A 24,614-nucleotide genomic window follows, 5' to 3' on the forward strand; every position below is an offset into this window, starting at 1 on the left:
TGCAACGGGCATGGGCATCATGCTGCCGAAAGGTGTTTGGGCTCAATCGGCAAAGCTGCCGTCATCGCCTGTAGCGCTAAATGTTATCGATGCTGCGGGCAATCTCGCTTTGACCCAACCGATTTTTGATAATTTTGCATCCGAACAAAAGGCACTCGTTTCGCGCTTTACTTTCAACAAAGCGCCAGCACCTGAACTGCCGGGCAAGATCAAGGCCCAGCAGCGCGCCAACCGCATCGATATCGATCTGGTCATTGTCGGCCCTGACGCGCTTTCGGCAGGACTTGCCGATGATATCTGGACCGATATCATCGCCTTGCCGGAAAACGGCCTGCCCAAGCTCCAGGAGATCTATCTTGAGCCCGCATGGCGCATGCAGGAAATGTCGAAGGGCAAAGGCGTGGTGGTGTCCTATTACCCGTCGGGACCGCTTCTTGAGTATCACCCCGACAAGGTCAAGGCAGCGCCAAAAACCGTCGAAGAGCTTCTGGCTTGGACGAAGGAAAACCCGAAGAAATTCATTTATGCACGTCCTGCCAATTCTGGCCCCGGCCGTACGTTCCTGATGGGGCTGCCCTATCTTCTCGGCGACAGCAATCCAAAAGATCCGATAAAGGGCTGGGACAAAACCTGGGCCTATCTTAAGGAACTGCACAAGAACATCGAATATTATCCGGCAGGCACCGGAGCTCTGATGAAGGAGCTCGGCGAAGGCACCCGCGATATGACGGTGACAACCACCGGCTGGGATATCAATCCGCGCGCACTGGGCGTCGTACCGAAGGAAATGGGTGTCAGCAAGCTTGAGGGCTTCCATTGGGTTTGCGATGCGCATTATTTTGCAATCCCAAAGGGCGTTTCCGAAGAGAAAGTCGCCGTCCTGATGGAATTCATCAAATTCGCACTGAAGCCGGACCAGCAGGCATACTCTTACGATGCCGGTTATTTCTATCCGGGGCCTGCGGTGAAAGACGTCACCATCGAGATGGCGCCGAAGGAAAGCCAGAACATCATCGCGGAGTTCGGGCGCCCTGAATATGCCGAGTGGATCGCCAAAAATCCGATTGAATTGCCGCTTGAACCGGAGGCGCTTGTAGCCGCTTTTCGTCGTTGGGATGAAGAGGTCGCGGCGAGCTAAGCCTTCGTTTTAACGCGCATCTTCTCCGAAAACCATTTCACACTTTTCGGGATGCGCTCTTAAACGGGCATTTCCGGCCGAGCCACATCGGCTCGTCCGGAAGGGTCCATGATCGTCAAACCAATCATGGTGTTTGCGTCAATGTCCTTTCAAGAACTCCGGCTAGACCGGATGAGCCGTTCATTCGGAACTTTCAATGCGCTGAGGGAAATCAACCTCACCATCCGGAAAGGCGAATTTATCGCACTTCTGGGCCCTTCCGGTTGCGGAAAATCAACGGCCCTTAATTGTATTGCCGGTCTTCTTGGTACGACGGGCGGCGGCATTTATATCGATAACCGTCGCGTCGACCAGTTGAAACCGGAGGATCGCGGCTTTGGCATGGTCTTTCAGAACTATGCGCTGTTTCCGCATATGAATGTCCTGCAAAATGTCGGCTTCGGCCTTAAAATGCGCGGACTGGCCAGAAGCGAGATAGAAAAGCGCGCACGTGCGGCACTGGCCTTGGTGCGCTTGCAGGGACAGGAAGAAAAGCTCCCTGGGCAACTCTCAGGCGGCCAGCAGCAGCGCGTGGCTATCGCCCGCGCAATCGTGATCGAACCTCCTTTGGTTTTGATGGATGAGCCGCTATCCAATCTCGACGCCAAACTGCGCCTTGAAATGCGCGCCGAAATTCGCCGCATCCACAATCAACTCGGTTCCACCACAATCTACGTCACCCACGATCAGGACGAAGCCCTTTCGCTCGCAGATCGCATTGTAGTGTTGCACGACGGCGAGATCCGTCAGGTCGGCAGACCCCACGAGCTTTATGAAGCGCCGCTCTACAGAGATGTCGCAGCATTCATGGGATTTAGAAACGCCCTCCCCGGTAGGGTGATGCGCATTGAAAATGGTCAAGCAACCATTGACGTCGCTGGTAGCGAGTTGACGGGACGTGCAGTTGGCGCCCTAAAAACTGGCGACGAAGCCGTATTAATGGCACGTGGTGATGATGTCGTTTTAGGCTCAGTCCAACAAAACACTCTACAGGCAATTGTCGAAACCATCGAGTATCGCGGCCGTGAATATGTCGGCACAGCACGCACGCAAAGCGGTCTGGAATTGATCTTTCACGGCCCGAAAGGTGTGGAACCCGGCAGCCAGATCGCGCTCGGCATTGATGCGGCCAATGCGCTCGTCTTTCCGGCGGAGGGTTGAGGCATGGTTGATATAGCTCAAGAGCGATACACCGATGCGCCATTGACGCCCAATCTGCGACAAAGGCTCGCCAATAGCGGTTTCGACGGTGTGACCCTGCTGATCCTTCCAGCGCTGCTATTTGTGGTGGGTGTCTTCATCTACCCGTTTCTCTATGGGCTGGTGTTGTCGTTCAATCCGCTGGATGGAGGTGGAGCGCTGGCCAACTACGCCAAGTTCTTCTCCGATCCATTTCTTTACAAAACCATCGGCGCGACCCTCTGGCTGGCCGTACCGGTTACAATTATCAGCGTTTTATTCGCCGTGCCCATCGCTATGCGCGTTCGTCTGATGCGGCGTCAGCGGTTGCTGACGACAATTCTTGTCCTGCCTATCACGCTTGGCACAGTTCTGATTGCAGAAGGCCTTCTCAACTATCTTGGTCCACAAGGCTGGTTCAGTCGCACACTGATTTTCATCGGCCTGATCGATAGCCCGTTGAAGCTTACAAATAATTACTGGGGTGTGTTCACCTCACTCGTCATCACCGTCTTTCCATTCACGTTTCTGCTGACGCTTTCCTACATCACCGGCATTGATCCAGCGCTGGAGAGGGCTGCTGCCACCCATGGAGCCAATAGCTGGCAGCGCTTTCGATATGTGATGTTGCCTTTGCTGGTGCCTGGACTGGTCGTCGCAGCCTGCCTCACCTTCGTTCAGGCTTTCGCTGTTTTCCCGTCCGCCGTGCTTTTGGGCGCTCCATCCGGCCCCACGCGCGTCATATCCATTGCCGCGGCGCAGGCCGCGTTCGAGCAATATGACGACTCTATGGCGTCTTCGATTGCCATGATCATGGCAGCGGTACAGTTACTCGTCGTCGGCGCACTTCTTGGCGGCCGTTCACTTTTCTATCGTGGCTCAACGGCTGGCGGGAAGGGATAAAACATGGTTCGCGATACATCCCTTCTCTCAAAACTCTGGATCACTGCCGTCTGGCTTCTGACCGGCTTCTTTGTCCTCAACGTTCTGGCGGTTATTACTGCGGTCGTCGTGTCAAGTTTCGGCACACGCTGGCTTGGCACATGGTTGCCGGATGCCTTCACCACACGATGGTACGCGGCGGCCTGGGCTGAGTTCCAGCTTGATCAGGTCTTGCTGGTGACGTTTCAGGTGGTCTTTGCCGTTGTCATCCTATCTGGCATTCTCGGCGTAACCGCTGCCTACGCCATGGCGCGACGCGATTTCCCCGGCAAGAAATTCGTATTGCTGATCTTCCTTCTGCCTTTACTCGTACCACCGATAACCTTCGGGATACCGCTTGCAACCGTTCTCTATAAATTCGGTGTCGGTGGAACATTCTGGGGTGTGGTTCTTGCCAATCTGGTGCCGACCGTACCTTTTGTCATTCTCGTTATGATCCCGTTCATTGAGCAGATCGACCCCAAGGTCGAAGCGGCGGCGCGGGTCTTCGGAGCTGGGACATTCAAACTCTTCATCCATGTGCTCCTGCCGATGTTGCTGCCCGGTGTTCTCGCCGCCATGCTTCTGGTTCTGGTGCGGACGGTCGCCATGTTTGAACTGACCTTCCTGACCGCGGGTCCAACATCGCAAACGCTCGTAGTGGCACTCTATTATTCAGTGTTCGCAGCAGGTGTTCGCTCCGTCCAATCCATCGACGCCATGGCCGTGATCTATATGGTGACTTCGCTGGTATGGCTTCTCCTGGCACTGCGCTTCGTCAACCCCACGCAAATTGTTGCGCGCAACCGTCAACCAGCCGCGCATTAGCGTGACAGACTGAACAGGAGCCTATGATGAAGATCACGGCTGTCGAAACCGTGCAGTTGCCGCACCTGAACAACATCTTGTGGGTCCATGTCCACACTGATGAAGGCATCGTGGGTCTGGGCGAGACCTTTCGCGGCGCGAATGCCGTGGCGGCCTATATCCATAGTGAAATCGCTCCGCAACTGATCGGCCAGAACCCGCTGGAGATCGACCGGATCTCCAAACTTCTGCTGGAGCCCTATGTCGGCTTTCGGTCTTCCGGCGTGGAAATTCGCGCCGCTTCCGCCATCGACATCGCGCTTTGGGATATTTTTGGCAAGGTCACCGGACAACCCATCCACCAGCTGCTGGGCGGGTTGTCGCGCCCATCCATCCGCACCTACAATACCTGTGCAGGCTATACCTATAATAAGAGTGGTGCGCGTCGCTATATCGGCGATACGGAGGAAGGCAAGGAAGGACCTTACGAGGACCAGCTTGCCTTTCACCGCGACGCGGGAGCGCTTGCCGAAAGTCTTCTTTCCGAAGGCATAACGGCCATGAAAATCTGGCCATTCGATCCATTTGCTGTGGCATCGGGGGGAAACTTCATCCACGCGCAGGACTTGGACAAGGCGCTCTTGCCATTTCGACAAATACGCGATGCTGTCGGCGACAGGATGGAGATCATGGTCGAGTTCCATTCCATGTGGGACCTGACTTCCGCGCTGACCATTGCCCGGGAGCTAAAAGCGTTCCGTCCCTTCTGGTCCGAAGACCCGATCAAGATGATGAACCCGCAAGCACTTGCCGTCTATGCGCAGAAATCCGGCATTGCGGTTTGCGCCAGCGAGACAATGGCAACCCGTGCGCAATTTCTAGATGTTCTGCGCGCTGATGCTTCCGATTATGTGATGCTGGATATTTCATGGTGCGGCGGCCTTTCCGAAGCAAAGAAAATTGCAACCATGGCCGAGGCCTTTCAGCGCCCTATCGCGCCGCATGACTGCACGGGACCAGTGGTTTTCGCAGCTTCCATTCATCTGTCGCTCAATGCGCCCAATGCCATCTATCAGGAGTCGGTCCGGGCCTATTACACCTCGTGGTATCGCGATCTGGTGACGGTGATGCCGCGTATTGAAAACGGGATGATCTATCCTTTTGAAGGCGCCGGGCTTGGTCTCGAACTCTCCGACTTTGTGCTCGAACACCCTGACGTTATCCGCAGAAAGACAAACGCGTTATGATTGGACCGTTTCACTGTATCGCCGATCTGCGCGGCGAATTGATGGAAAGCCCCGTCTGGGACGAGCGCCGGGCAAGGCTTTTTGCCTGCGATATCAATGGGCGCAAGCTTTACGAAATCGACCTTGAACATGGCCCGGTCCGCGACTGGACCTTTGAAGCCGAGGTGCCGTGCGTCGGGCTTGCCGAAAGCGGCAAGCTGGTCGTCGCGCTAGCACGCGAAATCATTCTGTTCGACCCGGATAGCGGTGACAGGCAAATGCTCTGGAACGGCTATGACGAGCCTGACACGTCACGTCTGAATGACGGTAAGATCGGTCCCGATGGCGCGCTATGGATCGGGAGTATGGATTGCCGTCCGGCACGCCAGCCTATAGCAAAGCTCTATCGTATCACTGCCGATGGGCATGCCGAGATTATGGCGGGCGATATCGAAATCTCGAATGGTCTCGCCTGGACGCCTGATGGTAGCACAATGTTCCACACAGATTCTCGAGGTCCGTGGATCGACCGCTATGTGTTCGATGCTGCCACGGGCCATATAGGCGACCGCCACCGCATTCGTGATCTCGACGAAGAAACCGGCAGACCTGACGGCGGCGCATGCGATGCCGAAGGCGCTTACTGGAGCGCGGGCGTGTCAGCTGGCGTTTTGAACCGCTTCGATGCCGATGGAAACCTGCTTGCCCGTTTTCCGGTCCCCGTTCCCGCTCCGACAATGCCTTGTTTCTGTGGTCCAGATATGAAGCAGATCGCGCTGACTTCGCATCGCTTGGCGCCCGCCGATAAGTTGGCTTCAGCCCCAAAGTCTGGCGGGGTGCATCTTGCAACCTGCACCGTTGCCGGGGCAAAAGTAGCACGCATGAAGGGAGTTTGACGGAATGAAACACCTTCTTTTGACCGGCGCTTCCGGCAATCTTGGTCGTATGCTCGCCCGAAAACTTGCACAGGCTGGATACCGCTTGCGCTTGTCCGACATTGAGCCCTTTCCCGACGCGTTGCCCGAAGCTGCCGAGTTCATCCAGGCGGATCTGAGCGATGCCGAAGCCGTTGCCAACCTGGTTCGCGGAACCGATGCGATATTGCATTTCGGCGGTATCAGCGTTGAAAAGCCCTATAATCTAATCGCCCGGGCCAACCTTCTGGGCGTCACGCATATTTTCGAGGCAGCGCGCGCGGAAAGACAACGGGTGATTTTTGCGAGCTCCAATCATACGATTGGCTTTTATGAACGCGACACGGTGCTAAGCAGCGACGATCCCTTCAAGCCCGACGGCTATTATGGGCTGTCCAAAGCTTATGGTGAGCTGCTCGGACAGATGATGTTCGACAAGCATGGCGTTGAAAGCGTTCATGTGCGGATTGGCTCGTGCCTTCCAGAGCCGACCGAAGCACGACACCTCGCCACCTGGCTTTCGCAAGACGATCTTGTGCGGTTGTTGATCGGCGCAGTCGAGGCACGCGAAACCGGCTTTGCGGTCGTCTGGGGGATTTCCGCCAATGCGGGGCGCTGGTGGGAAAAGGACGATGCCAGCCGCATCGGTTATGTACCGCAGGACGATGCTTCGCGGTTCGGCAATCTCGCCGAAACTGGCGACCCGATCACGCGGCGCTATCAGGGTGGTGCTTTTACAGCACAGGACTATACGCGTGGCGATTAGCTTTTATGCACGGACCCGTGGGGCACAGTCACAACTAAAACAGGCTCGCTGATGATAGGCCGGGCCGAAAATTTTCGGGGAGAAATTGAAATGCCCAGGAAGCAATATGCCGATCTGCGTTCCGCACGCTGGATGTTGCCGGATGATCAGCGCTCTTCGGGTCATCGTTCCAGGACCATGCAGATGGGCTATGATCCTGTGGACTGGGACGGCAAGCCCATTATCGCGATCATTAATACATGGTCGGATGCGCAGCCATGCCATGCCCATTTCAAGGACCGGGTCGAATGGGTCAAGCGCGGTATCTTGCAGGCGGGTGGCTTCCCTCTTGAACTGCCCGCTTTGTCCTTGTCCGAAAGCTATGTCAAACCCACAACAATGCTCTATCGCAATATGCTCGCGATGGAGACCGAGGAACTGTTGCGTTCGCATCCGGTCGATGGGGCTGTTTTGATGGGCGGATGCGACAAGACCACGCCAGCACTCATCATGGGTGCAACAAGCGCTGGTCTACCCTTCATTTTCCTGCCTGCTGGGCCGATGCTTCGCGGCAACTATGCCGGGAAAACGCTCGGGTCCGGCACAGACATGTTCAAGTTCTGGGACGAGCGCCGTGCGGGCACCATCGGCAAGGAAGAATGGCAAGGCATAGAAGGCGGTATTGCACGCAGCTATGGGCATTGCATGACAATGGGCACCGCATCGACGATGACCGTGATCGCCGAAGCCATGGGCCTCTCCCTTCCCGGCGCATCGTCCATACCGGCGGCCGACGCCAACCACCAACGCATGTCGACCCAATGTGGACGCCGCATTGTCGATATGGTCTGGGAAGATTTGACGCCCGACCAGATCATTACGCCTGCTGCTGTCAAAAATGCCGTTATCGTGGCCATGGCCACCGGCTGTTCAACCAATGCCATCATTCATCTGATTGCCATGGCGCGCCGCGCGGGCATTCCATTGGAGCTGGACGACCTCGACCGCATCGGGCGCGCAACGCCAGTGATCGCCAATATTCGACCATCGGGAACCACATATCTGATGGAAGATTTTTATTATGCAGGCGGCATCCGCGCCTTGATGAAGCAACTCGCCGATAAGCTTGACCCGACAGCGATAACCGTTACGGGTGAAGCACTGGTAGAAGGATTAGATAAGGTACAGGTCTGGAATGATGATGTCATTCGTCCGCTATCCAATCCTGTCTATCACGAGGGTTCACTCGCCGTCTTGAAGGGAAACCTCTGCCCGGACGGAGCGGTCATCAAGCCTGCAGCCTGTGATCCGAAATTCCATCGTCATAAAGGCCCGGCATTGGTCGCGGACAGTTACCCCGAGCTCAAGAAGATCATCGATGATCCCGATTATCCGCTGACGCCGGACACGGTGCTTGTACTGCGGAACGCCGGTCCTCAGGGCGGTCCGGGCATGCCGGAATGGGGCATGATCCCGATGCCGAAAGCGCTTTTGAAGCTCGGCCTTCGCGATATGGTGCGCATTTCCGATGCCCGCATGTCGGGGACAAGTTTTGGCGCCTGCGTTCTCCATGTTGCTCCAGAATGCTTCATTGGGGGACCGTTAGCCTTGCTAAAGACTGGTGACATGGTCGAACTCGATATCCCCGCCCGCAGCCTGAACATGCTTGTTTCGGACGATGAACTGGCTGAGCGCCGCGCCGCCTGGAAAGCACCCGAGCCCAAATATGAACGCGGCTACGGCTTTGTCTTTTCTAAACATGTGGAACAGGCCGACAAGGGTTGCGACTTCGATTTTCTCAAAACCGACTTTGGCCGTCCGGTTGATGAACCGGTGATCTATTAAGAGGCAGACGATGAGCGAATATGTTCTCTCCGACGAAACCCGTGCTAAGCTGAAGAAAGTCTCCACGGCCTCAGTTGCTACGGCGCTTTACAAACGCGGCCTGCGCAATCAGTTCATTCAAGGAGCGCTGCAGGTGGCGCGTAAGCCAGAAAACATGGTCGGGCAGGCCTTCACTTTGCGCTATATCCCCGCGCGTGAAGACCGAAATCCCATCACGGTTTTTCGCAATCCAGATCACAAGCAGCGCGTTGCGATCGAAACCTGCCCACCAGGCTGGGTGCTGGTTATGGATGCGCGCAAAGATGGACGTGCGGCAACAGCAGGGTCGATACTGGTGACCCGGCTCGCATTACGCGGTGCAGCAGGCATTGTCTCGGACGGTGGCTTTCGCGACGTGACCGGAATTGGCGAACTCCCTATGCCCGCTTACTGCGCAAAACCCTCAGCGCCAACAAATCTGACCTTGCATGAAGCCATCGACATCAATGTGCCGATTTCCTGCGGTGACGCGGCAGTGTTCCCCGGCGATGTGCTGGTCGGCGATGCCGATGGCGTTATGGTCATTCCGGCGCATCTTTGCGAGGAGATCGCTGACGAATGTATCGGCATGGAAACTTACGAAGATTTCGTGCTTGAAGAGGTCAAGAATGGCGAAGCGATAATAGGGCTTTATCCCTGCACCAAGGAGGAATTCGAGCAGAAATTCCAGACATGGCGGCGTGAGAACAATCGATAGCCAAGCCGGCAGTCAGATTGCGTGCTTTATGGCTGCCAGCATCTTCTTTTCGTCCGGACGCAAGGTCAGCACACGCACGCCATTGCTGGTGACAGCGATCGTGTGCTCAAATTGCGCCGATAATTTACCGTCGCGTGTAACGACGGTCCAGCCATCCTTTTCGGTTTTCACCTTGGCCGTACCCTGATTGAGCATGGGTTCGATGGTAAAAACCATGCCTTCGCGCAAACGAACCCCCGTGCCCGGTTTGCCGAAATGCAGAACCTGCGGTTCCTCGTGCATCTCCCGTCCGATGCCGTGGCCGCAATATTCGCGCACAATGCTGTAATCGTTGCGCTTGGCGTGGCGTTCGATGGCATAACCAATGTCGCCCAACGTAGCGCCGGGTCGAACCGCTGCAATGCCTTTCCACAAAGCCTCATAAGTCACGCGCACGAGACGGGACGCGAACGGAGCAACCTCCCCGATCATGTACGTCTTGCTGGAATCTGCAATATAGCCACCCTTCTCAAGGGTAATGTCGAAATTGATGATCTCGCCATTGGCGATAGTATCATCGTGGGACGGCATTCCGTGGCAAACCACATCGTCTTTCGAACAGTTTAGCACAAAGGGATAATCATATTGTCCTTTGCTGGCGGGTCGCGCCTGTAACTCACCCGTAATGTAATCCTCGACCAGATCATTGACCTGCATCGTTGTCATGCCAGCAAGTGGCGTACGATCGAGCAGTGTAAAAACCGAAGCCAACAGAGCTCCTGAAATTGCCATCTGCTCCACTTCGGTAGGCGTCTTGGTCATGACGGCCTTACAGCCATGACCGGGATTTTCACCTGCGCCCCGCGTAGCTGCATCTGCACAATTTCGTTGAACGACATATCCGGATTGGATTGCGCCAGCATCCCGATTTTCATCCAATATTCTGCCTGCGCGTTGATCGAACGACACATGACGTCGCTCGCCTTGCGCAACTCTTCATGTAGATCGTCGGTGATCTTCACGATACCCATCGATGACTCCTAACTTACATCATATATACGTATCATATATGATTCGTATATAAACGCCACGGCAGTTTGCGCGCATTCTGCACGGCTGTGCACAATTTCTAATCAAACAGAACAATTGAACTATTTTTGGAAAATTCAGAATGAATTTTGCAAAACCGTTGACAGCTATCGATAAAAGGCAAAGACTATGCACACGTTTGCAAGAACGTCGACGTGGAGGCGTCGTAAAATGGGAGGGAAAGAATGCGTTCGACATTTTTAATTGCGGCGCTTGCCGCTGGCATTTCGTCAATGACTTTTGCGGCACATGCCGCTGGCAATCTCAATCTGATTTGTTCGGCAGATGTCGTCATCTGCGAGCAAATGAAAAACATGTTCGAAAAAGATACCGGCATCAGCGTAAATATGGTGCGGCTTTCTTCAGGCGAAACATATGCCAAGGTTCGTGCAGAGGCGCGCAATCCGAAAACGGATATCTGGTGGGCCGGTACTGGCGATCCACATTTGCAGGCGGCCTCGGAAGGGCTGACGCTCGAATATAAATCTCCGATGTTGGATCAATTGCAGGATTGGGCCAAGAAGCAGGCCGAAAGCGCGAACTATCGCACCGTTGGTGTCTATGCGGGCGCGCTCGGCTGGGGCTACAATACCGATATTCTTGCCAAGAAGCAGCTCAAAGAACCAAAATGCTGGGCTGACTTGCTGGATGCGGCCTACAAGGGCGAGATTCAGATGGCCAACCCCAATTCTTCCGGCACGGCCTATACAGCGCTTGCAACGCTGGTGCAGATCATGGGCGAAGAGAAGGCCTATGAGTATCTGAAAAAACTCAATGAAAACGTCTCTCAATACACCAAATCAGGCTCTGCGCCGGTCAAATCCGCCGCGCGTGGCGAAACCGGCATTGGCATCGTTTTCATGCATGACGCGGTGTCGATGACTGCCGAAGGTTTCCCGGTCAAATCCGTTGCGCCGTGTGAAGGAACTGGTTACGAAATCGGTTCCATGTCGATCGTCAAAGGCGCAAAGAATCTGGAAAACGCCAAGAAATGGTATGACTGGGCACTCACTGCGGAAGTACAGTCTCATATGAAGGATGCCAAGTCCTTCCAGCTACCATCGAACAAGTCCGCCGAAGTCCCGAAGGAATCGCCGCGTTTCGAAGACATCAAACTCATCGATTATGACTTCAAAACCTATGGCGACCCCGCCAAGCGCAAAGAGCTTTTGGAGCGGTGGGACAAGGAAATTGGCGCACACGCCAATTGATAAGGTTTTGAACCTTCGATCGTTTGAGCGCGTTGCCGCTTCCGGCAACGCGTCTGCCCTGAATGGCTTTGCAGTCGACGCCTAAACCATTCATAGCAACAACTCCGAGACACGAAGTGAAGCGGACGCACTTATGGTACAGCAAAATCGCAGACTGGATATCGTTTTCGCAATTGCGCTGGTCGCCTTCGTCTTACTACCATGGTATCGCATAGAAGACGGCTTTCTGGGTTTTGGCTGGCTTGGCGATATGTTCAGCGAAAGCTCTACTGCACCCGGCATTTGGCAACTTGTTCCTTACTCTCGTCCCTGGCTCGGCGTGGCAGCGGCCCTTATGATGGTTTGCACGCTTGCCCGCTTCGCCCTGCCAGTCGGCACCCGCAGCATTGTTTTGATCTGGGCGAGCCTTCTTGGTCTGCTGTTCCTCATCCTTCAAGGACTGGCTATTGGCATTTCCGGCTGGAATTGGACAATCAGTGAGAATCTTTTTGGCACGCTCACCGATGGACAACCAGCCTTTGGTGCAGGCGCAATCCTGACCTGCCTGTGCTTCTTGCTGATTTTCGCATTTGGCCTCGCCGAACGTGGCGTGATGAAAGGCGACGCCTTTGTCGTCTCCTCCATCACCTTGCTGGTAGCACTGGTGGGTGTATTTGTCTTCTACCCGGTGCTCAGCATGTTTGTCGGGTCCGTTCAAGACTTCGACGGTTCGTTCAAGCCGGAAGGCTTCATCGGAAACATACAGGACCCTTCGATCTGGAGCCTTGCCTGCATCGTGGGTGAAGGTCGTTGTGGTGTGGCATGGCGCACCTTGTGGCTTGCGCTGATGACAGCTTCCGGCTCGACCATGATGGGCCTAGCCTTTGCATTGGTCGCCACGCGCACAAACTTCCCTTTCAAGAAGGGACTTCGGCTTCTAACCATTCTGCCGATCATCACGCCGCCTTTCGTTGTCGGTCTCGCCCTGACATTATTGTTCGGACGCGCCGGTGTGGTCACAGAGCAGATTTCCAACATATTCGGTGTCGAGCCGGGGCGTTGGCTCTACGGTCTGACCGGAATCTGGATAGCGCAGGTTCTTTCCTTCACGCCGATTTCATTTCTGGTTCTTATCGGCGTTGTCGAAGGTGTGTCGCCTTCAATGGAAGAGGCCTCGCAAACCTTGCGCGCAGACCGCTGGCGCACTTTCCGCAGGGTCTCGCTGCCCTTGATGGCGCCGGGCCTTGCCAATGCCTTCCTTATCGCTTTCATCGAAAGCATGGCCGATTTTGGCAATCCAATGGTGCTGGGTGGCAGTAACGGCGTGCTGTCGACAGAAATCTTCTTTGCAGTGGTGGGCGCACAAAACGACCCATCACGAGCGGCGGTTCTGGCCATGGTGTTGCTTTGTTTCACGCTTAGCGCCTTCCTTATCCAGCGCCTTTGGCTATCTGGAAAAAACTTCGCGACCGTGACCGGCAAGGGCGATTCAGGCATGCACGCCGCCTTGCCGCACGGATTGAAAGTCAGCGTCTATGCGCTGGTTATTCCGTGGATGATCTTCACCGTCATCGTTTATCTGATGATCCTTATCGGCGGTTTTGTACGCCAGTGGGGGCTCGATAATACCTTGACGCTGGAGCATTACACTCGTGCCTTCTCCATCGGCTGGACCGGGACTGGCATTGCATGGACCGGCGTCGCTTGGAACTCCTTCTGGACCACAATGGAAATCTCGCTGATCTCAGCGCCACTCACAGCTGCTGTTGGCTTGCTCACCGCCTATCTGATTGTCCGGCAACGCTTTGTCGGCCGCAATCTGTTCGAATTCGCATTGATGCTGAGCTTTGCAATTCCGGGTACGGTAATTGGCGTCAGCTACATCATGGCTTTCAATCTGCCGCCGCTAGAAATGACGGGAACTGCAGCAATCCTCATCGCCTGCTTTGTTTTCCGCAACATGCCGGTTGGCGTTCGGGGTGGCGTTGCCGCCATGAGCCAGCTCGACAAAAGCCTTGATGAAGCTTCCCTGACTTTGCGGGCAAACAGCTTTCGTACCATCCGCAAGGTCATTCTGCCACTCCTCCGGCCCGCCATCACTGCGGCGTTGGTGTACTCCTTTGTGCGCGCAATCACGTCGATCAGCGCCGTCATCTTTCTCGTTTCCGCGCAGTATAACATGGCGACATCCTACATCGTCGGACTGGTCGAGAATGGGCAATTCGGTGTCGCCATCGCCTACTCTTCAATGCTGATTGTGGTGATGATCGTCATCATCACCGGCTTCCAGTTGCTTGTTGGAGAAAGAAAACTCAGGCGAGAAAACCGTGTCGCTACAGTCACGCCCATCAAATCCATCAATCAGGAGAAAGCAGCATGACGATGATCCGCGCCGGATCCGTGACGTTCCAGAATGTCTCCAAAAAATTTGGAAACTTCACAGCCCTGCCCGATCTATCCCTAATTGTCGAACCGGGAACACTGGTCACTTTGCTCGGCCCCTCGGGCTGCGGAAAGACCACCACTTTGCGCCTGCTGGCGGGGCTGGAACACCCAAACTCGGGTCGTATTCTGATCGGCGGAAAAGATGTTACCAATCTTCCCGCCAATGAACGCGACGTTTCGATGGTGTTCCAGTCCTACGCGCTGTTTCCACATATGAACTCGCTCGACAATGTTGCCTATGGTCTTGAATCTTCCGGCACCAAGAAAAGTGAAGCCCGGGACCGCGCAGAAGAAGGACTGAAGCTGGTTGGCCTTGCCGGCATGGGCCACCGTCTTCCCGCCGAACTTTCTGGGGGACAACAGCAGCGTGTCGCCGTAGCACGTGCCCTAGTGCTGGAACCACAAGTTCTGCTTCTCGATGAGCCGCTTTCCAATCTTGACGCGCGGCTTCGTCGACGCGTGCGAACGGAAATCCGCGAATTGCAGCAACGCCTCGGCTTTACGGCGGTCTATGTAACCCATGATCAGGACGAAGCACTTGCCGTATCCGATACGATCATTGTAATGAAAGATGGTAATATTGCCCAAAAAGGGAGTCCGCGTGATCTCTATGAGTCCCCGGCCTCAGCTTTTATCGCGGATTTCATGGGCGAGGCCAATGTCGTGCCTTGTGAAGTCATCACCGCCGAGAATAACGAGGCCGTCATACGCATTGGCGGGCTTAATCACCGCATTGCTGCGCATAATGCCAGAACGGGGCCTGCACAACTCGCGATCCGACCGAACGCTGTAAACCTGAAGCCGCTGGCGGGCGGCGACTTTCCCGGTCGCGTAACCCATGCCGCCTATCTTGGAGATCACATTGAATATGAGATCGAAACCGAATATGGCAAGCTCTTCATAGTCGACCCCGAAGCGGAACAGGCTTTGCCGCCGCTCACAGATGTCTCGATACACTTCAAGTCTCGCGGGCTTGCCCTTATCAATCAATAGGCTGCCAACAAGGCATCGCCCTTTATTCTCGCCGAAAGCACAGAATGACCAACCATCTCCAACAAGACCTGGAAACGCGGCTGTCACTTGCCAAAGACATTGCGCAGGCAGCCGGTGCCAAGGCGCTGGACTACTTCAACAATCGCGAAGCGCTGACCATAGAAATCAAACGCGACCCACAAGACGTGGTTTCCATTGCCGACCGGGAAGTCGAACAGCTCATTCGCACGCTTGTTTCTCAAAAGTTTCCAGAAGACGGCTTTCTCGGCGAGGAATATGGACTGAACGACGGATCATCCGGGTATACCTGGGTTGTAGACCCCATCGATGGAACGAGCCCCTTCGTAAACGGTATGCCGAACTGGTGCGTGTCGATTGCCGTTTTGAAAGACGACGAGCCTGTAATCGGCGTTATCAAGGCCCCGTGCTTCGATGAGCTCTATGCTTCTGCAAAAGGATTTGGCGCGACGCTGAATGGCAAAAAACTCGCGCTCGATCCAACGAAGACTATTCAAAATGCGGTCACTGGCATCGGTGCAAATAACTACGTCACCCCGCAAACCGTAGCAAAAATCGTTGAGAACTTACTGGAAGCAGGCGGCACCTTCATACGCAATGGATCGGGCGCCTTGATGATTGCCTATGTAGCGGCTGGTAGACTTGTCGGCTACTACGAGCCCTATATGCACGCTTGGGATTGCATGGCTGGCTTTTGCCTCGTACGCGAAGCTGGCGGATATACCCATCCGTTCTCTGTGAATGGTGAAAACATCCTAAAAGGCCATCCTGTGTTTGCAGCGGCCCCCGGAGCTGTCGATGACTTGAAAAAGGTCGCTGGCCTTTGACACTGTCGTTCCAGTGTGGCGACCGCGCTATTTAACCGTTTGGGGGAAGAGGAAGGTAACACCCGCCTTGATACCCCATTTGGGGCCTTCGTCAGGCCCTTCCAGCCAATATTTCGCGCCGAGCGACAGACTCATCGTTTGATCGTCAAGCTTTACAATCTTCGAGAATGACCCCGAGACTGGCACTGTCCACTGATCGGCTGTCCAGTCATAGTCAGCATCGAGATTTGCCGAAATCGTTCTTCCCTTGCCGATATGCCAGGCAATGAAGGGCTGGAGTTCCGTCTGATTCACATCAGGTCTGCTGTCAGACCCAAGGACAGACCAGATATGGTTCGCCGACAGACCCGTCGTGATTGCACTCGATTGATAGAGTAGCAGACCCGATGGTCCGAGAGAGAACTTGCCCGAACCCAGCAAATCGTCTGTCGCAGTTGGAAACGATAACTGCGGTCCGATCGCCCATATAATGGGACCATGGGCGGACGGGGTAAAGGAGAAAGTCTGCGTTATGTCCCCAAGCCCGAAGCTGCTACCAACCTCGCCAAGGGGGTTGCTATAGACCAACGGAATATCGGTATGGGAAATGACATTCCAGCGATCATTCAATCGCATTGGGATAACTGGCTCGATATCGAGAGAGAAGCCGCGTACCTTTCCACTTCCACTGCCAAAATCCAGGTCCGAGTGAACCGGCACGCTGATCATGAACGAAGCGGGGTTGGAGACCTTTCGCGCGAGTTCATCGATGTCGTCATTCGCGGACTGCGCAAAGGAAGGCATGGAAAGCACCGCAATGCCAATTACTAAGCCCATGGCATTTCGCGTGGCAACAAACATGGCTGAGGCGAAGCGAAATCCCATCTATGCAACTTTCTTCACTATGCTTGCTTGGAAGCGAGGCGTTGATGAATAAATCCTATTTCGCGGTAGCCTGAGAGAAGGCCACGCCGGTAATCCGCTCCCCGTCCAACCGATAAACGAGCGACTGCTCTACCGTCGCGCCTGAAACTTTATGTTCGTTCGAATAACGCGCAAATTGCTTGGCACTTACCTTGCCAAGTCGTTCTTCCAGCGCTTGTTTGTTATCTTTCAAAGCCGGGATGGGCAATTTGAGGTTCGTCAGATCGATGCGAGGCTGCGCGCATTTGGCAGACTTATCTGTTATAATCTCCGCCGATATCAAATTGAGAACCGCGCCTTGGCCTTTGTTCTTATTCATGCCATCCGATATGAACCAGATTCGACGAGGCAAATTATCGCCGGTAATCTCGTAGCAAAGCCAAGCCGTTTTAACGGATGACGCGGTGTGACCCTGAACGGTCCCTCCGGCTACAGCTTGAATTTCGTCAAGCGTCGTTTTTCCCAGCGATACATCTTTATCAGCCAACCGTATAAGGTTGTCGAAGGGAACGCTGAATTGAACAGTGGTTGCTTTGGCGGTCTGACCACCAAGAACCATGGCCGGAAACCCGCTTAGTTTATCATTCTGAGCATGCGCTGATGAATAGGACAGGACCGCAAAAATCATTCCTGCCACGCCGACCATTCCGGCGGTATTGAATGATCTGATATGCATATCCTTCTCCCTCATCGTGTCACGCTGGACTGTTAGATAGTCAATGTTTACACAGAGGGGTAATATCCCACCTCTCGAATTAATCTGCTGCCGCGGCCGGTTTGGTAATCGAAGACAGAGGCATAGATAATGTCAGATAAACCGCGTCACCTTCAGCGCGATTTTCAGCCGCAAATTCGTGGAAATATTTAACACGGGCGGAAAGTGGCTTTTCACCGAGCTCAAAATTCCAGCCGACAGTGGCACCAACGGCAGCCACACGTCCCTTGAATGGGGCTGCGGCACCGTCTCCACTATCACCGGAAAGCTGCTGATAATAATAGCCAACTAACCCGGCATCGACTTTCGCGTTAATGTGCTTTACGGCTGCCCATTCGAAATGGAATTCGTTACCCGTTCTATAGTCGGTCGCCGGATTTTCCGCGTTAAAAGTTACCCCAACCGCGCCGGAAATATCCCAGCCGATGGCGGGGTCAAACCAGGTTCCGGCGGCAAATACATCCGCGCCCCAATGGTGAAAAGCGATGTTGGATATCTCGCCGTCCTGATAATCGCCAATAGGCACATTGACCATTGTACCGACCTGGTAATGAAAATTACCTGTCTGCCAACCAAGAAAACCACTGACGATCGGATCACCGATGGTAAAAACTGTATCGCGGACACCTGTTGAAATATCCCCGACACGGGGACCGTTCAGAACGACATCCGCTTCGGTCTTTTTCCAGCCGACCGGCAGCGATGCACTCAGACCGAGAGAGCCCCCTGCTACACTTTCCGGCAATATCCATATCACGGTCGGAACTTCGATGGCCGCTGTGCCCACCACACCGACCGCCAGCTTACCCCCCGTTGGGAGGCTCTTGTTTCCGCCCAGATCACCGCGATAATAATAGAAATCGTTTTGAAAGTAGAGGCCCGAAGGCGGCGTTATAGCCGCGGCCGGCCCTTTAGATCCCAATAGGTAGAACCCCGCCCCTCCTTCAGCGCCCATAGCGACAGACGGAATAAGCAACAATCCCGTCAATGACCCCAATGCCAGCGTATGAAGCGAAAATCGACCCATGTTATCCCCTCGGCTATGAGCGTGGCTGCTCATCATTCCTGCGAATCTACCAATAATTAATTTTTAATAATATTCGTTTCTTTTTTTTCCTCGCGCAATGTCTAATTAGTACGTTACTGTAAATCCACGGCTGCCTGACGCTTTCAGAACCGGGGCCGAACATAGACACCTTAGTTGCGATATTCATCGGTCGAACACGAGATAGTTTTCCCATGCGCGCATGCGCAGCAAAATCTTCCGGATCAGCGCAAATTCGGTCCAGTGCGGTGTATAAATAGCGACCTCAGCGGCAACACCTCCCGGCAACTGAAAATCAGAAAGATCATCTGTAATGTCGACAATCACATAGACACGACCCTCCCCGGCACCTGGAGTTGCGGATTGAAGGGTTCCGGCAGGTTCCAGCTGGCCTTCAGCCATAAATGGCAAAACCTTGCTCACTTTACCGCGAAACACTTGGCCCGGCACGCCAGCGAAGGAAACTTCCGCCTCATCGCCTTCGCGCACCCGCTGTAAACCGATCTGGTTGAAGGCCGCTGCCAGAATGCGCCGGTCGGTATGCACGAATGTCATAACGGGTTTCAAAGGAAGCGAAACAGCCATCATCCCCGGATGCAAAAAGACCTGTGTGGCATATCCGTCTGTTGGCGCGCGGTATACGCTTTGTTCAAGTTCGAACTCCGCACGCGAGAGCTCTGCTTGCAACTGCGCGACATTGGTATCGACCCCATCAATGAGGCTGTTGGCAGTTAGTCGCGCCTGATCGGCCTGAGCCTCGGCGGAGGTCAGCGCAGCTTCCGCAGCACGGAATGTATTTCTGAGATCTGCAACTTCCTCGTCGGAGAACGGTTTGACGTTTTTGCTGTTCGCAGCCTGGTGTCGTTCATAATCGTCCTTGGCCTGATCACGATTGGCGCGAGCGGACTGAACAGAGGCTTCGGCAGAGCGTAATGCTGCTTTTTGCTCCGCAACGGCCTGTTCCGCTGCCGCTAACGCTGCCTTACGTCGGGCAACCGCATATTCAAACGGACGAGGATCGAGACGAAAAAGTATATCGCCCTTCTTCACACTTGTATTCGCTTGAACAGGGACTTCCACCACTTGCCCGTTAACGGCAGGACTGATCGGCGTCGCATAGAAGTATATTCGCCCGTCCGTCGAGAAAGGGTGATTATAGTTCATGACAATGATGATAGCCCCCACCAGAAAGATACCGCCCACGGCCGCTGTCGTAATTGTCCACTTCGTCGCTGAAACATGAAGAAAGCGAAAGGCGACAATACAAATGCTGGCATAAAGAAGACACAGAAGCGTCGTCATGCCTTCCGCTCCTCAAGCTTGCTTTCCAGTGCCGACAACCGTCTTTCAAGGTTTGGATTCTGGCTTCCCCACCCCCGGTCTGGCCGATAGGCCATGGCCCAAATCCAGAGAAACGGCCAGATTGCGTGGAGAGTAAACAGGCTGACCCATCCAGCTGCCATGATAGCGTCCTGATGGGGATGGTCCCGGCGTTTTGCAATCTCATAAGGAATATCATGAATGGCGATTATTCCATAAACAAAGACCAACACTATGAAAACGATCAGCGCGAGGGCTATATAGTCGAGCACCATGACGACCCCACGATTGCTGGCGAGATTGAGACGCTGCAAAGTAACGTCAAGCGAGATCGGAAGTGGAGTACGTTACCGTAACAAATTTGCTTTTGGCATCTATGCCGGGCGACACATTTTTTATGACGGGTAAGCCGTAGATACCCAATTGTCTTCCACAGCTCAACACGACCGGATAGACAGCTTCCGTGTCAGTTTTTTACTGTCAGTTTATCCGGCTGCGTCTTTGTCTGCCCAACCTGGATTTGATCGATAATAACGTTTGTGACAATGTTTGGGACACTCATGGCTGCCAGTTTTTCACCGACGATCTCACGTAAATTGGGATTAGATCGCGTCGCATCCCGAAGCTCGTTTTGGGCTTCACTTGGTCGCAACTGAACAAGTGCCGCCAGTCTGAAACCGGTTGCAAAGACGTTTTGCGGCGGCAGCTGATTTGCGCGCAGCAGCACGTTGTGCCAATCACCGCGCCGGGCGGCGTCAAGCGCAAGTACCGTTCGCGCTTTCAAAGCGAGAGTGCGGTCTGTTTGGCTGTTTTCGTCAATGAGAGCGACGGCCTGATCCCAATTTTCGTTGGCGAAGAGGACCGAGGCCAGCATAGCCTTCGCTTCCAGATTATTGGGATTGAGAGAGACGGCGCGCTTCCCCGCCTCAAGCGCTTCATCGATCCTGCCTTTACGAAAATTTGCTTCCATCAAAGCAAATTCGGCACGATCCGACCCCGGCGCTATCGAGGCGGCATTTTGCGCAAGCTCCAGGCTGCGGTCGAGCACGTCCTTGCTGACTAAGGCCGCATTGGCATTCACAAGGACACGAGAAAGAGCGGCCATGGCGTCGCTTTGTCTGGGGTCGCTCTTTAACGTCTGCTCAAGACATGTTTCATTGTCCGATAGCGCCTGCCCTTTCGCCAACGATATCTCTGCTTTAAGAACACAAACATTGCCGATGAATGAGCCTTTCACATCTGCAGCCAGACGCGTATTGATCACCCCGGTTGAGGCGGCCAGCTTTTGTGAAAGGGCGGACGACAGCGCTGATCGCACGTGTACCGACGATTGCCCTATCCCCGAAGCCTCTTCGACGCCAGAGCTGACGATAACGTTTTTTACCTCGTCATTCACCTGCCACCAGATGCTTCTTATGTCGCCTTCAACGCGATAACGCATTCGAACTGTATAGGCTGGAAACCGCATTTGGGGATCGACAGACCCGCTATCGTCGGAACGAAGTGCCAGCGTATGGAAATTACCGAGCGCGATCAGTAGCGAATCCCGAACATTCTCAGCTTCTACTTCAAAGGCCGGATCCTCGGCGCGAAAATCAATGGCAACAGTTGGCTTTACGGTGTCGACCGACCGATTTGTCATAAAATAGACCAGTGTAAAGGAAATAAACAATACAAAACCGGCGACAGCCAGATCCATATATTTGAGACGTAGCCTTAACTTTAACGGAGGTTTCAATGGCGGCGGAATAGGCTCGCCCACAAAAGGCTCTTCAGAAACCGGTATATCAGTAGCTGCACGACGATTAAAAGCGAGAGTATATTTGCCTTTTGGAAGCTCGATCTCAATCGGCTTTTCCTTACCAAAAGCCTCGTAATACTGCACCAGAGCGGCGCGCAACCGGCTGATTTCTATCCGTACAATCGGGTCAGTGGAAGGGTCGAAGCTATCTGGCCGCCCCAGAACGTCGATCGCTATCGAATAGCCCTTCACCCCTTCGGAGCTGCCGGAAAAATGGAGATCCGCGATGTAGCTCAGGATTGCCCTGCCCCGTTCAGTCGCCCGAAATCGCTTGTCCGCAATTAGGTCGGCCAGTGCGGATTTGACTTCTTGATCTGACGCTTCCCGGTCATCAAACGCATTACTATTCCGTGTCATACCACCCCTCGGGAACCGACATGAGAATAAATTAGCTGTTTGCGATTAAGATAGTCCCCGCAAATCCGTTGTCAATAATAACGCCCACCGTAAATAACTTGTTTCATTTTGGGGCACATCTCTATTTGTGAAGTAAGCAATACTGCAATACGTCCTCTTCGATCTCCTTACATATGATCTCATATTCCAAGGAAAGGGGTGTGACTTCGATTTCAGCGCGGCGCAGTTTCTCCAGCATATTGCTGGCTTCATCATATGCCTCGAAAAGACCGATCAACGGCTCGCCGGAAAGCTGCTTGAGCTCCGAACGCACAGATGGCAGCTTTAACATGAGTTTACTCAGTCCGCTTCTCGATGCAGAACTGAAGCTGCGGCGGACTGCATCATCCTGGGTCACGTGCCACGGTTCTCCCCTCTACGGATTTTGATTGCAAAGAATGGCACCAATTTGTGGCGACGGCAGTACGTTACGGTAAATATCGTCGGCACCATGCCGACTAGGCGATACTTGCGACCGATAAACTATCAGCCCGATTTAGCGTAAATAACGATCACCGGGCATGTTTACTGTAACGTACTTACACTGGCCCCGGATTTGTTCGAGCCTCCTCGGGTTGCCATCGATAGAGCATCGACGACATCCCAATTTGCCTCGTAAACAGGAGCGCGGAATGTTGAATAAATCCATCTTGAGGAGGCCGCTATGAAGACGCCTGTCATCCGTAGACTACTTTCAGCGACTGCTGCCTTGGTCATGACAGTGACTTCTGCGACGGTCGTTACGCCCGTATATGCACAGCAAGCCGCGCCCGCCCAACCCGCGGCGAAACCGAATATTCTCGTTATTTTCGGCGACGATGTCGGTCAAACCAACATCAGCGCCTATAGCGATGGGCTCGTCGGGTACAGAACGCCTAATATCGACCGGATTGCCAAGGAAGGCATGCGGTTCACTGACTATTATGCGGAAAACTCTTGCACAGCCGGGCGTTCAACCTTCATCACTGGTCAGGTTTGCTTACGAACGGGTCTGTGCAAAGTGGGCGCGCCCGGAGCGCCGGTTGGTCTTCAGGCAAACGATATCACTATCGCCCAGGCTCTGAAGCCACTCGGATACGCAACTGGGCAGTTTGGCAAGAACCACCTTGGTGACAAGGATGAATTTCTGCCGACCCAACACGGTTTTGACGAGTTCTTCGGAAACCTTTACCATCTGAATGCCGAAGAGGAGCCGGAGCAGCCCACTTGGCCGAAGAACGACAAGGAATTTCTTAAGGCATATTCTCCAAGAGGCGTAGTAAAATCCTCTGCTGACGGCAAAGTCGAAGATACGGGTCCGCTTACCAAGAAGCGGATGGAGACTATTGATGACGAAACCACAGCCGCCGCGATTGATTTCATTGACCGCCAGACCAAGGCCGGCAAACCGTTCTTCACCTGGATGAACACCACCCGCATGCATGCCTTCACGCATGTTCGTGAGTCCATGCGCGGCCAAAGCGGCATGGCTTATAACGAATATGCGGATGGTATGATCGAGCATGACGGCGATGTCGGCAAACTTCTCAAGAAGCTTGACGATCTTGGCATCACAGACAACACAATTGTCGTTTACACCACCGACAACGGACCGAACCAATGGTCATGGCCGGACGCAGCCACCACGCCCTTCCGTTCGGAAAAAGACACCAATTGGGAAGGTGCTTTCCGCGTTCCAGCTATGGTCCGCTGGCCAGGACATATCAAGCCTGATCAGGTTTCGAATGAGATGTTCTCCGGGCTGGACTGGTTTCCAACACTGTTGGCCGCAGCCGGGGATCCGGACATAAAGGACAGATTGTTGAAGGGCTGGAAGCCAGAGGGCAGCACCACAACCTTCCGCAATCATCTCGACGGTTACAACCAGCTCGATTATCTGACTGGAAAGGCAGATAAAAGTTCACGGAGTGAATTCTTTTACTTCGATGACGACGGCAACTTGGTTGCGACACGATTCGACGAATGGAAAGTGGTATTCCATGAACAGCCAGCGCCCGGAGGATTTGCTGTGTGGCAAACACCGCTGGTAACCTGGCGTGTACCGAAGCTGTTTAACCTTCGTATGGACCCGTATGAACGCGCTGACGTCGTCTCCGACCAGTACAATGACTGGCTGGTACGAAACGACTTCCTTCTTGTGAAGGCCCAGCTGAAGGCCGCGGCTTTGTTGGAGACTTTTGTCCAGTATCCGCCAAGCCAACGCAACGCCAGCTTTAACCTCGAAGGTGTACGGGCGCAGGTCGACAAAGCAATTGATCAGTCGTTCAAGGAACGCGGTATAGAAAAGTAACAGTTGGGCGCGCTCCAAAAGAGCGCGCCTTTTCCCACCATTTCAGGATACCC

The 24,614-nt window shown here is 54.1% G+C and carries 23 protein-coding genes; 14 read left to right on the plus strand and 9 right to left on the minus strand.

The features are described from left to right. Nucleotides 1–10: 10 nt before the first annotated feature. The 9 genes from JAU75_RS16715 to JAU75_RS16755 all read left to right on the plus strand — a co-directional run bounded on the left by JAU75_RS16715 (nt 11) and on the right by JAU75_RS16755 (nt 9,550). Nucleotides 11–1,138 carry an extracellular solute-binding protein gene (locus JAU75_RS16715; protein ID WP_247880526.1) on the plus strand — a complete coding sequence of 376 codons (1,128 nt, stop codon included), beginning with the start codon at nt 11–13 and terminating at the stop codon, nt 1,136–1,138. Nucleotides 1,139–1,264: 126 nt separating this feature from the next. Continuing rightward, the gene (locus JAU75_RS16720; RefSeq protein WP_199057673.1) at nt 1,265–2,338 is read left to right on the plus strand and encodes an ABC transporter ATP-binding protein; all 1,074 of its coding nucleotides are present in this window, start codon (nt 1,265–1,267) and stop codon (nt 2,336–2,338) included. A gap of 3 nt (nt 2,339–2,341) precedes the next feature. Further along, nucleotides 2,342–3,259 carry a carbohydrate ABC transporter permease gene (locus JAU75_RS16725; RefSeq protein ID WP_199057615.1) on the plus strand — a complete coding sequence of 306 codons (918 nt, stop codon included), beginning with the start codon at nt 2,342–2,344 and terminating at the stop codon, nt 3,257–3,259. A gap of 3 nt (nt 3,260–3,262) precedes the next feature. Continuing rightward, nucleotides 3,263–4,105 (plus strand): ABC transporter permease subunit, encoded by an 843-nt coding sequence (locus JAU75_RS16730; protein ID WP_199057616.1) that lies wholly within the window; start codon nt 3,263–3,265, stop codon nt 4,103–4,105. 26 nt (nt 4,106–4,131) lie between these two features. Then, complete coding sequence (locus JAU75_RS16735) at nt 4,132–5,331, plus strand: mandelate racemase/muconate lactonizing enzyme family protein (protein WP_199057617.1); 1,200 nt, start codon at nt 4,132–4,134, stop codon at nt 5,329–5,331. Further along, nucleotides 5,328–6,206 carry an SMP-30/gluconolactonase/LRE family protein gene (locus JAU75_RS16740; protein ID WP_199057618.1) on the plus strand — a complete coding sequence of 293 codons (879 nt, stop codon included), beginning with the start codon at nt 5,328–5,330 and terminating at the stop codon, nt 6,204–6,206. Before JAU75_RS16735 ends, JAU75_RS16740 begins: the two co-directional genes overlap by 4 nt. A gap of 4 nt (nt 6,207–6,210) precedes the next feature. After that, nucleotides 6,211–6,990: an NAD(P)-dependent oxidoreductase gene (locus JAU75_RS16745; RefSeq protein WP_199057619.1), complete on the plus strand. Its 780-nt coding sequence runs from the start codon at nt 6,211–6,213 to the stop codon at nt 6,988–6,990. Nucleotides 6,991–7,080: 90 nt separating this feature from the next. Beyond that, nucleotides 7,081–8,814 carry an L-arabinonate dehydratase gene (gene araD, locus JAU75_RS16750; RefSeq protein WP_199057620.1) on the plus strand — a complete coding sequence of 578 codons (1,734 nt, stop codon included), beginning with the start codon at nt 7,081–7,083 and terminating at the stop codon, nt 8,812–8,814. 10 nt (nt 8,815–8,824) lie between these two features. Next, the gene (locus tag JAU75_RS16755) at nt 8,825–9,550 is read left to right on the plus strand and encodes a ribonuclease activity regulator RraA (protein WP_199057621.1); all 726 of its coding nucleotides are present in this window, start codon (nt 8,825–8,827) and stop codon (nt 9,548–9,550) included. A 12-nt stretch (nt 9,551–9,562) separates the two neighbouring features. Here the strand turns inward: JAU75_RS16755 and map are convergent, their stop codons facing one another. Together map and JAU75_RS16765 are read right to left on the minus strand one after the other, a co-directional pair. Continuing rightward, a complete protein-coding gene (map, locus tag JAU75_RS16760) occupies nt 9,563–10,351 on the minus strand; it encodes a type I methionyl aminopeptidase (protein ID WP_199057622.1) in 789 nt (262 codons plus the stop codon). Further along, complete coding sequence (locus tag JAU75_RS16765) at nt 10,348–10,560, minus strand: ParD-like family protein (RefSeq protein ID WP_199057623.1); 213 nt, start codon at nt 10,558–10,560, stop codon at nt 10,348–10,350. Before JAU75_RS16765 ends, map begins: the two co-directional genes overlap by 4 nt. Before the next feature lie 243 nt (nt 10,561–10,803). Between JAU75_RS16765 and JAU75_RS16770 the strand changes: the two genes are divergently transcribed. From JAU75_RS16770 to JAU75_RS16785, 4 genes are all read left to right on the plus strand, one after another. Beyond that, nucleotides 10,804–11,829, plus strand: coding sequence for an ABC transporter substrate-binding protein (locus tag JAU75_RS16770; RefSeq protein ID WP_199057624.1), 1,026 nt, complete (start codon nt 10,804–10,806; stop codon nt 11,827–11,829). A 133-nt stretch (nt 11,830–11,962) separates the two neighbouring features. Beyond that, nucleotides 11,963–14,188 carry an iron ABC transporter permease gene (locus JAU75_RS16775; protein ID WP_199057625.1) on the plus strand — a complete coding sequence of 742 codons (2,226 nt, stop codon included), beginning with the start codon at nt 11,963–11,965 and terminating at the stop codon, nt 14,186–14,188. Beyond that, complete coding sequence (locus JAU75_RS16780; RefSeq protein ID WP_199057626.1) at nt 14,185–15,246, plus strand: ABC transporter ATP-binding protein; 1,062 nt, start codon at nt 14,185–14,187, stop codon at nt 15,244–15,246. Before JAU75_RS16775 ends, JAU75_RS16780 begins: the two co-directional genes overlap by 4 nt. 44 nt (nt 15,247–15,290) lie before the next feature. Beyond that, the gene (locus JAU75_RS16785) at nt 15,291–16,091 is read left to right on the plus strand and encodes an inositol monophosphatase family protein (RefSeq protein WP_199057627.1); all 801 of its coding nucleotides are present in this window, start codon (nt 15,291–15,293) and stop codon (nt 16,089–16,091) included. Nucleotides 16,092–16,118: 27 nt separating this feature from the next. Here JAU75_RS16785 and JAU75_RS16790 read toward each other — a convergent pair whose 3' ends face one another. From JAU75_RS16790 to JAU75_RS16820, 7 genes are all read right to left on the minus strand, one after another. Continuing rightward, complete coding sequence (locus JAU75_RS16790) at nt 16,119–16,907, minus strand: transporter (protein WP_199057628.1); 789 nt, start codon at nt 16,905–16,907, stop codon at nt 16,119–16,121. 103 nt (nt 16,908–17,010) lie between these two features. Beyond that, the gene (locus tag JAU75_RS16795) at nt 17,011–17,670 is read right to left on the minus strand and encodes a hypothetical protein (RefSeq protein WP_199057629.1); all 660 of its coding nucleotides are present in this window, start codon (nt 17,668–17,670) and stop codon (nt 17,011–17,013) included. A gap of 79 nt (nt 17,671–17,749) precedes the next feature. Beyond that, complete coding sequence (locus tag JAU75_RS16800; RefSeq protein ID WP_199057630.1) at nt 17,750–18,736, minus strand: transporter; 987 nt, start codon at nt 18,734–18,736, stop codon at nt 17,750–17,752. Nucleotides 18,737–18,919: 183 nt separating this feature from the next. Then, the gene (locus JAU75_RS16805) at nt 18,920–20,056 is read right to left on the minus strand and encodes an HlyD family secretion protein (RefSeq protein WP_199057631.1); all 1,137 of its coding nucleotides are present in this window, start codon (nt 20,054–20,056) and stop codon (nt 18,920–18,922) included. Continuing rightward, nucleotides 20,053–20,349 carry a DUF3302 domain-containing protein gene (locus JAU75_RS16810; protein ID WP_199057632.1) on the minus strand — a complete coding sequence of 99 codons (297 nt, stop codon included), beginning with the start codon at nt 20,347–20,349 and terminating at the stop codon, nt 20,053–20,055. The genes JAU75_RS16805 and JAU75_RS16810 overlap by 4 nt, the downstream gene beginning before the upstream one ends. A 191-nt stretch (nt 20,350–20,540) precedes the next feature. Continuing rightward, entirely contained in the window at nt 20,541–22,232 is a 1,692-nt protein-coding gene (locus JAU75_RS16815) for a tetratricopeptide repeat protein (protein WP_199057633.1), read from the minus strand. A gap of 121 nt (nt 22,233–22,353) precedes the next feature. Then, the gene (locus tag JAU75_RS16820; RefSeq protein WP_199057634.1) at nt 22,354–22,629 is read right to left on the minus strand and encodes a hypothetical protein; all 276 of its coding nucleotides are present in this window, start codon (nt 22,627–22,629) and stop codon (nt 22,354–22,356) included. Nucleotides 22,630–22,935: 306 nt separating this feature from the next. On the opposite strand from JAU75_RS16820, the gene JAU75_RS16825 reads away from it, so the two are divergent. Beyond that, nucleotides 22,936–24,561, plus strand: a complete 1,626-nt coding sequence (locus JAU75_RS16825) for an arylsulfatase (protein ID WP_199057635.1) — start codon at nt 22,936–22,938, stop codon at nt 24,559–24,561. Nucleotides 24,562–24,614 lie beyond the last annotated feature (53 nt).

It is taken from the genome of Ochrobactrum sp. Q0168 (genome assembly GCF_016427605.1).
Classification (GTDB): domain Bacteria; phylum Pseudomonadota; class Alphaproteobacteria; order Rhizobiales; family Rhizobiaceae; genus Brucella.

Bases quoted from the DNA above. Each gene is read 5' to 3' on its own strand.
- JAU75_RS16805 (WP_199057631.1), bottom strand. From the start codon at position 20,056: ATGACGACGCTTCTGTGTCTTCTTTATGCCAGCATTTGTATTGTCGCC.
- JAU75_RS16720 (WP_199057673.1), top strand. From the start codon at position 1,265: ATGGTGTTTGCGTCAATGTCCTTTCAAGAACTCCGGCTAGACCGGATG.
- JAU75_RS16730 (WP_199057616.1), top strand. From the start codon at position 3,263: ATGGTTCGCGATACATCCCTTCTCTCAAAACTCTGGATCACTGCCGTC.
- JAU75_RS16825 (WP_199057635.1), top strand. From the start codon at position 22,936: ATGAAGACGCCTGTCATCCGTAGACTACTTTCAGCGACTGCTGCCTTG.
- JAU75_RS16785 (WP_199057627.1), top strand. From the start codon at position 15,291: ATGACCAACCATCTCCAACAAGACCTGGAAACGCGGCTGTCACTTGCC.
- JAU75_RS16740 (WP_199057618.1), top strand. From the start codon at position 5,328: ATGATTGGACCGTTTCACTGTATCGCCGATCTGCGCGGCGAATTGATG.
- JAU75_RS16715 (WP_247880526.1), top strand. From the start codon at position 11: ATGGGCATCATGCTGCCGAAAGGTGTTTGGGCTCAATCGGCAAAGCTG.
- JAU75_RS16755 (WP_199057621.1), top strand. From the start codon at position 8,825: ATGAGCGAATATGTTCTCTCCGACGAAACCCGTGCTAAGCTGAAGAAA.
- JAU75_RS16775 (WP_199057625.1), top strand. From the start codon at position 11,963: ATGGTACAGCAAAATCGCAGACTGGATATCGTTTTCGCAATTGCGCTG.
- JAU75_RS16745 (WP_199057619.1), top strand. From the start codon at position 6,211: ATGAAACACCTTCTTTTGACCGGCGCTTCCGGCAATCTTGGTCGTATG.
- JAU75_RS16765 (WP_199057623.1), bottom strand. From the start codon at position 10,560: ATGGGTATCGTGAAGATCACCGACGATCTACATGAAGAGTTGCGCAAG.
- JAU75_RS16790 (WP_199057628.1), bottom strand. From the start codon at position 16,907: ATGGGCTTAGTAATTGGCATTGCGGTGCTTTCCATGCCTTCCTTTGCG.
- JAU75_RS16780 (WP_199057626.1), top strand. From the start codon at position 14,185: ATGACGATGATCCGCGCCGGATCCGTGACGTTCCAGAATGTCTCCAAA.
- map (WP_199057622.1), bottom strand. From the start codon at position 10,351: ATGACCAAGACGCCTACCGAAGTGGAGCAGATGGCAATTTCAGGAGCT.
- JAU75_RS16735 (WP_199057617.1), top strand. From the start codon at position 4,132: ATGAAGATCACGGCTGTCGAAACCGTGCAGTTGCCGCACCTGAACAAC.
- JAU75_RS16795 (WP_199057629.1), bottom strand. From the start codon at position 17,670: ATGCATATCAGATCATTCAATACCGCCGGAATGGTCGGCGTGGCAGGA.
- JAU75_RS16810 (WP_199057632.1), bottom strand. From the start codon at position 20,349: ATGGTGCTCGACTATATAGCCCTCGCGCTGATCGTTTTCATAGTGTTG.
- JAU75_RS16725 (WP_199057615.1), top strand. From the start codon at position 2,342: ATGGTTGATATAGCTCAAGAGCGATACACCGATGCGCCATTGACGCCC.
- araD (WP_199057620.1), top strand. From the start codon at position 7,081: ATGCCCAGGAAGCAATATGCCGATCTGCGTTCCGCACGCTGGATGTTG.
- JAU75_RS16800 (WP_199057630.1), bottom strand. From the start codon at position 18,736: ATGGGTCGATTTTCGCTTCATACGCTGGCATTGGGGTCATTGACGGGA.
- JAU75_RS16770 (WP_199057624.1), top strand. From the start codon at position 10,804: ATGCGTTCGACATTTTTAATTGCGGCGCTTGCCGCTGGCATTTCGTCA.
- JAU75_RS16815 (WP_199057633.1), bottom strand. From the start codon at position 22,232: ATGACACGGAATAGTAATGCGTTTGATGACCGGGAAGCGTCAGATCAA.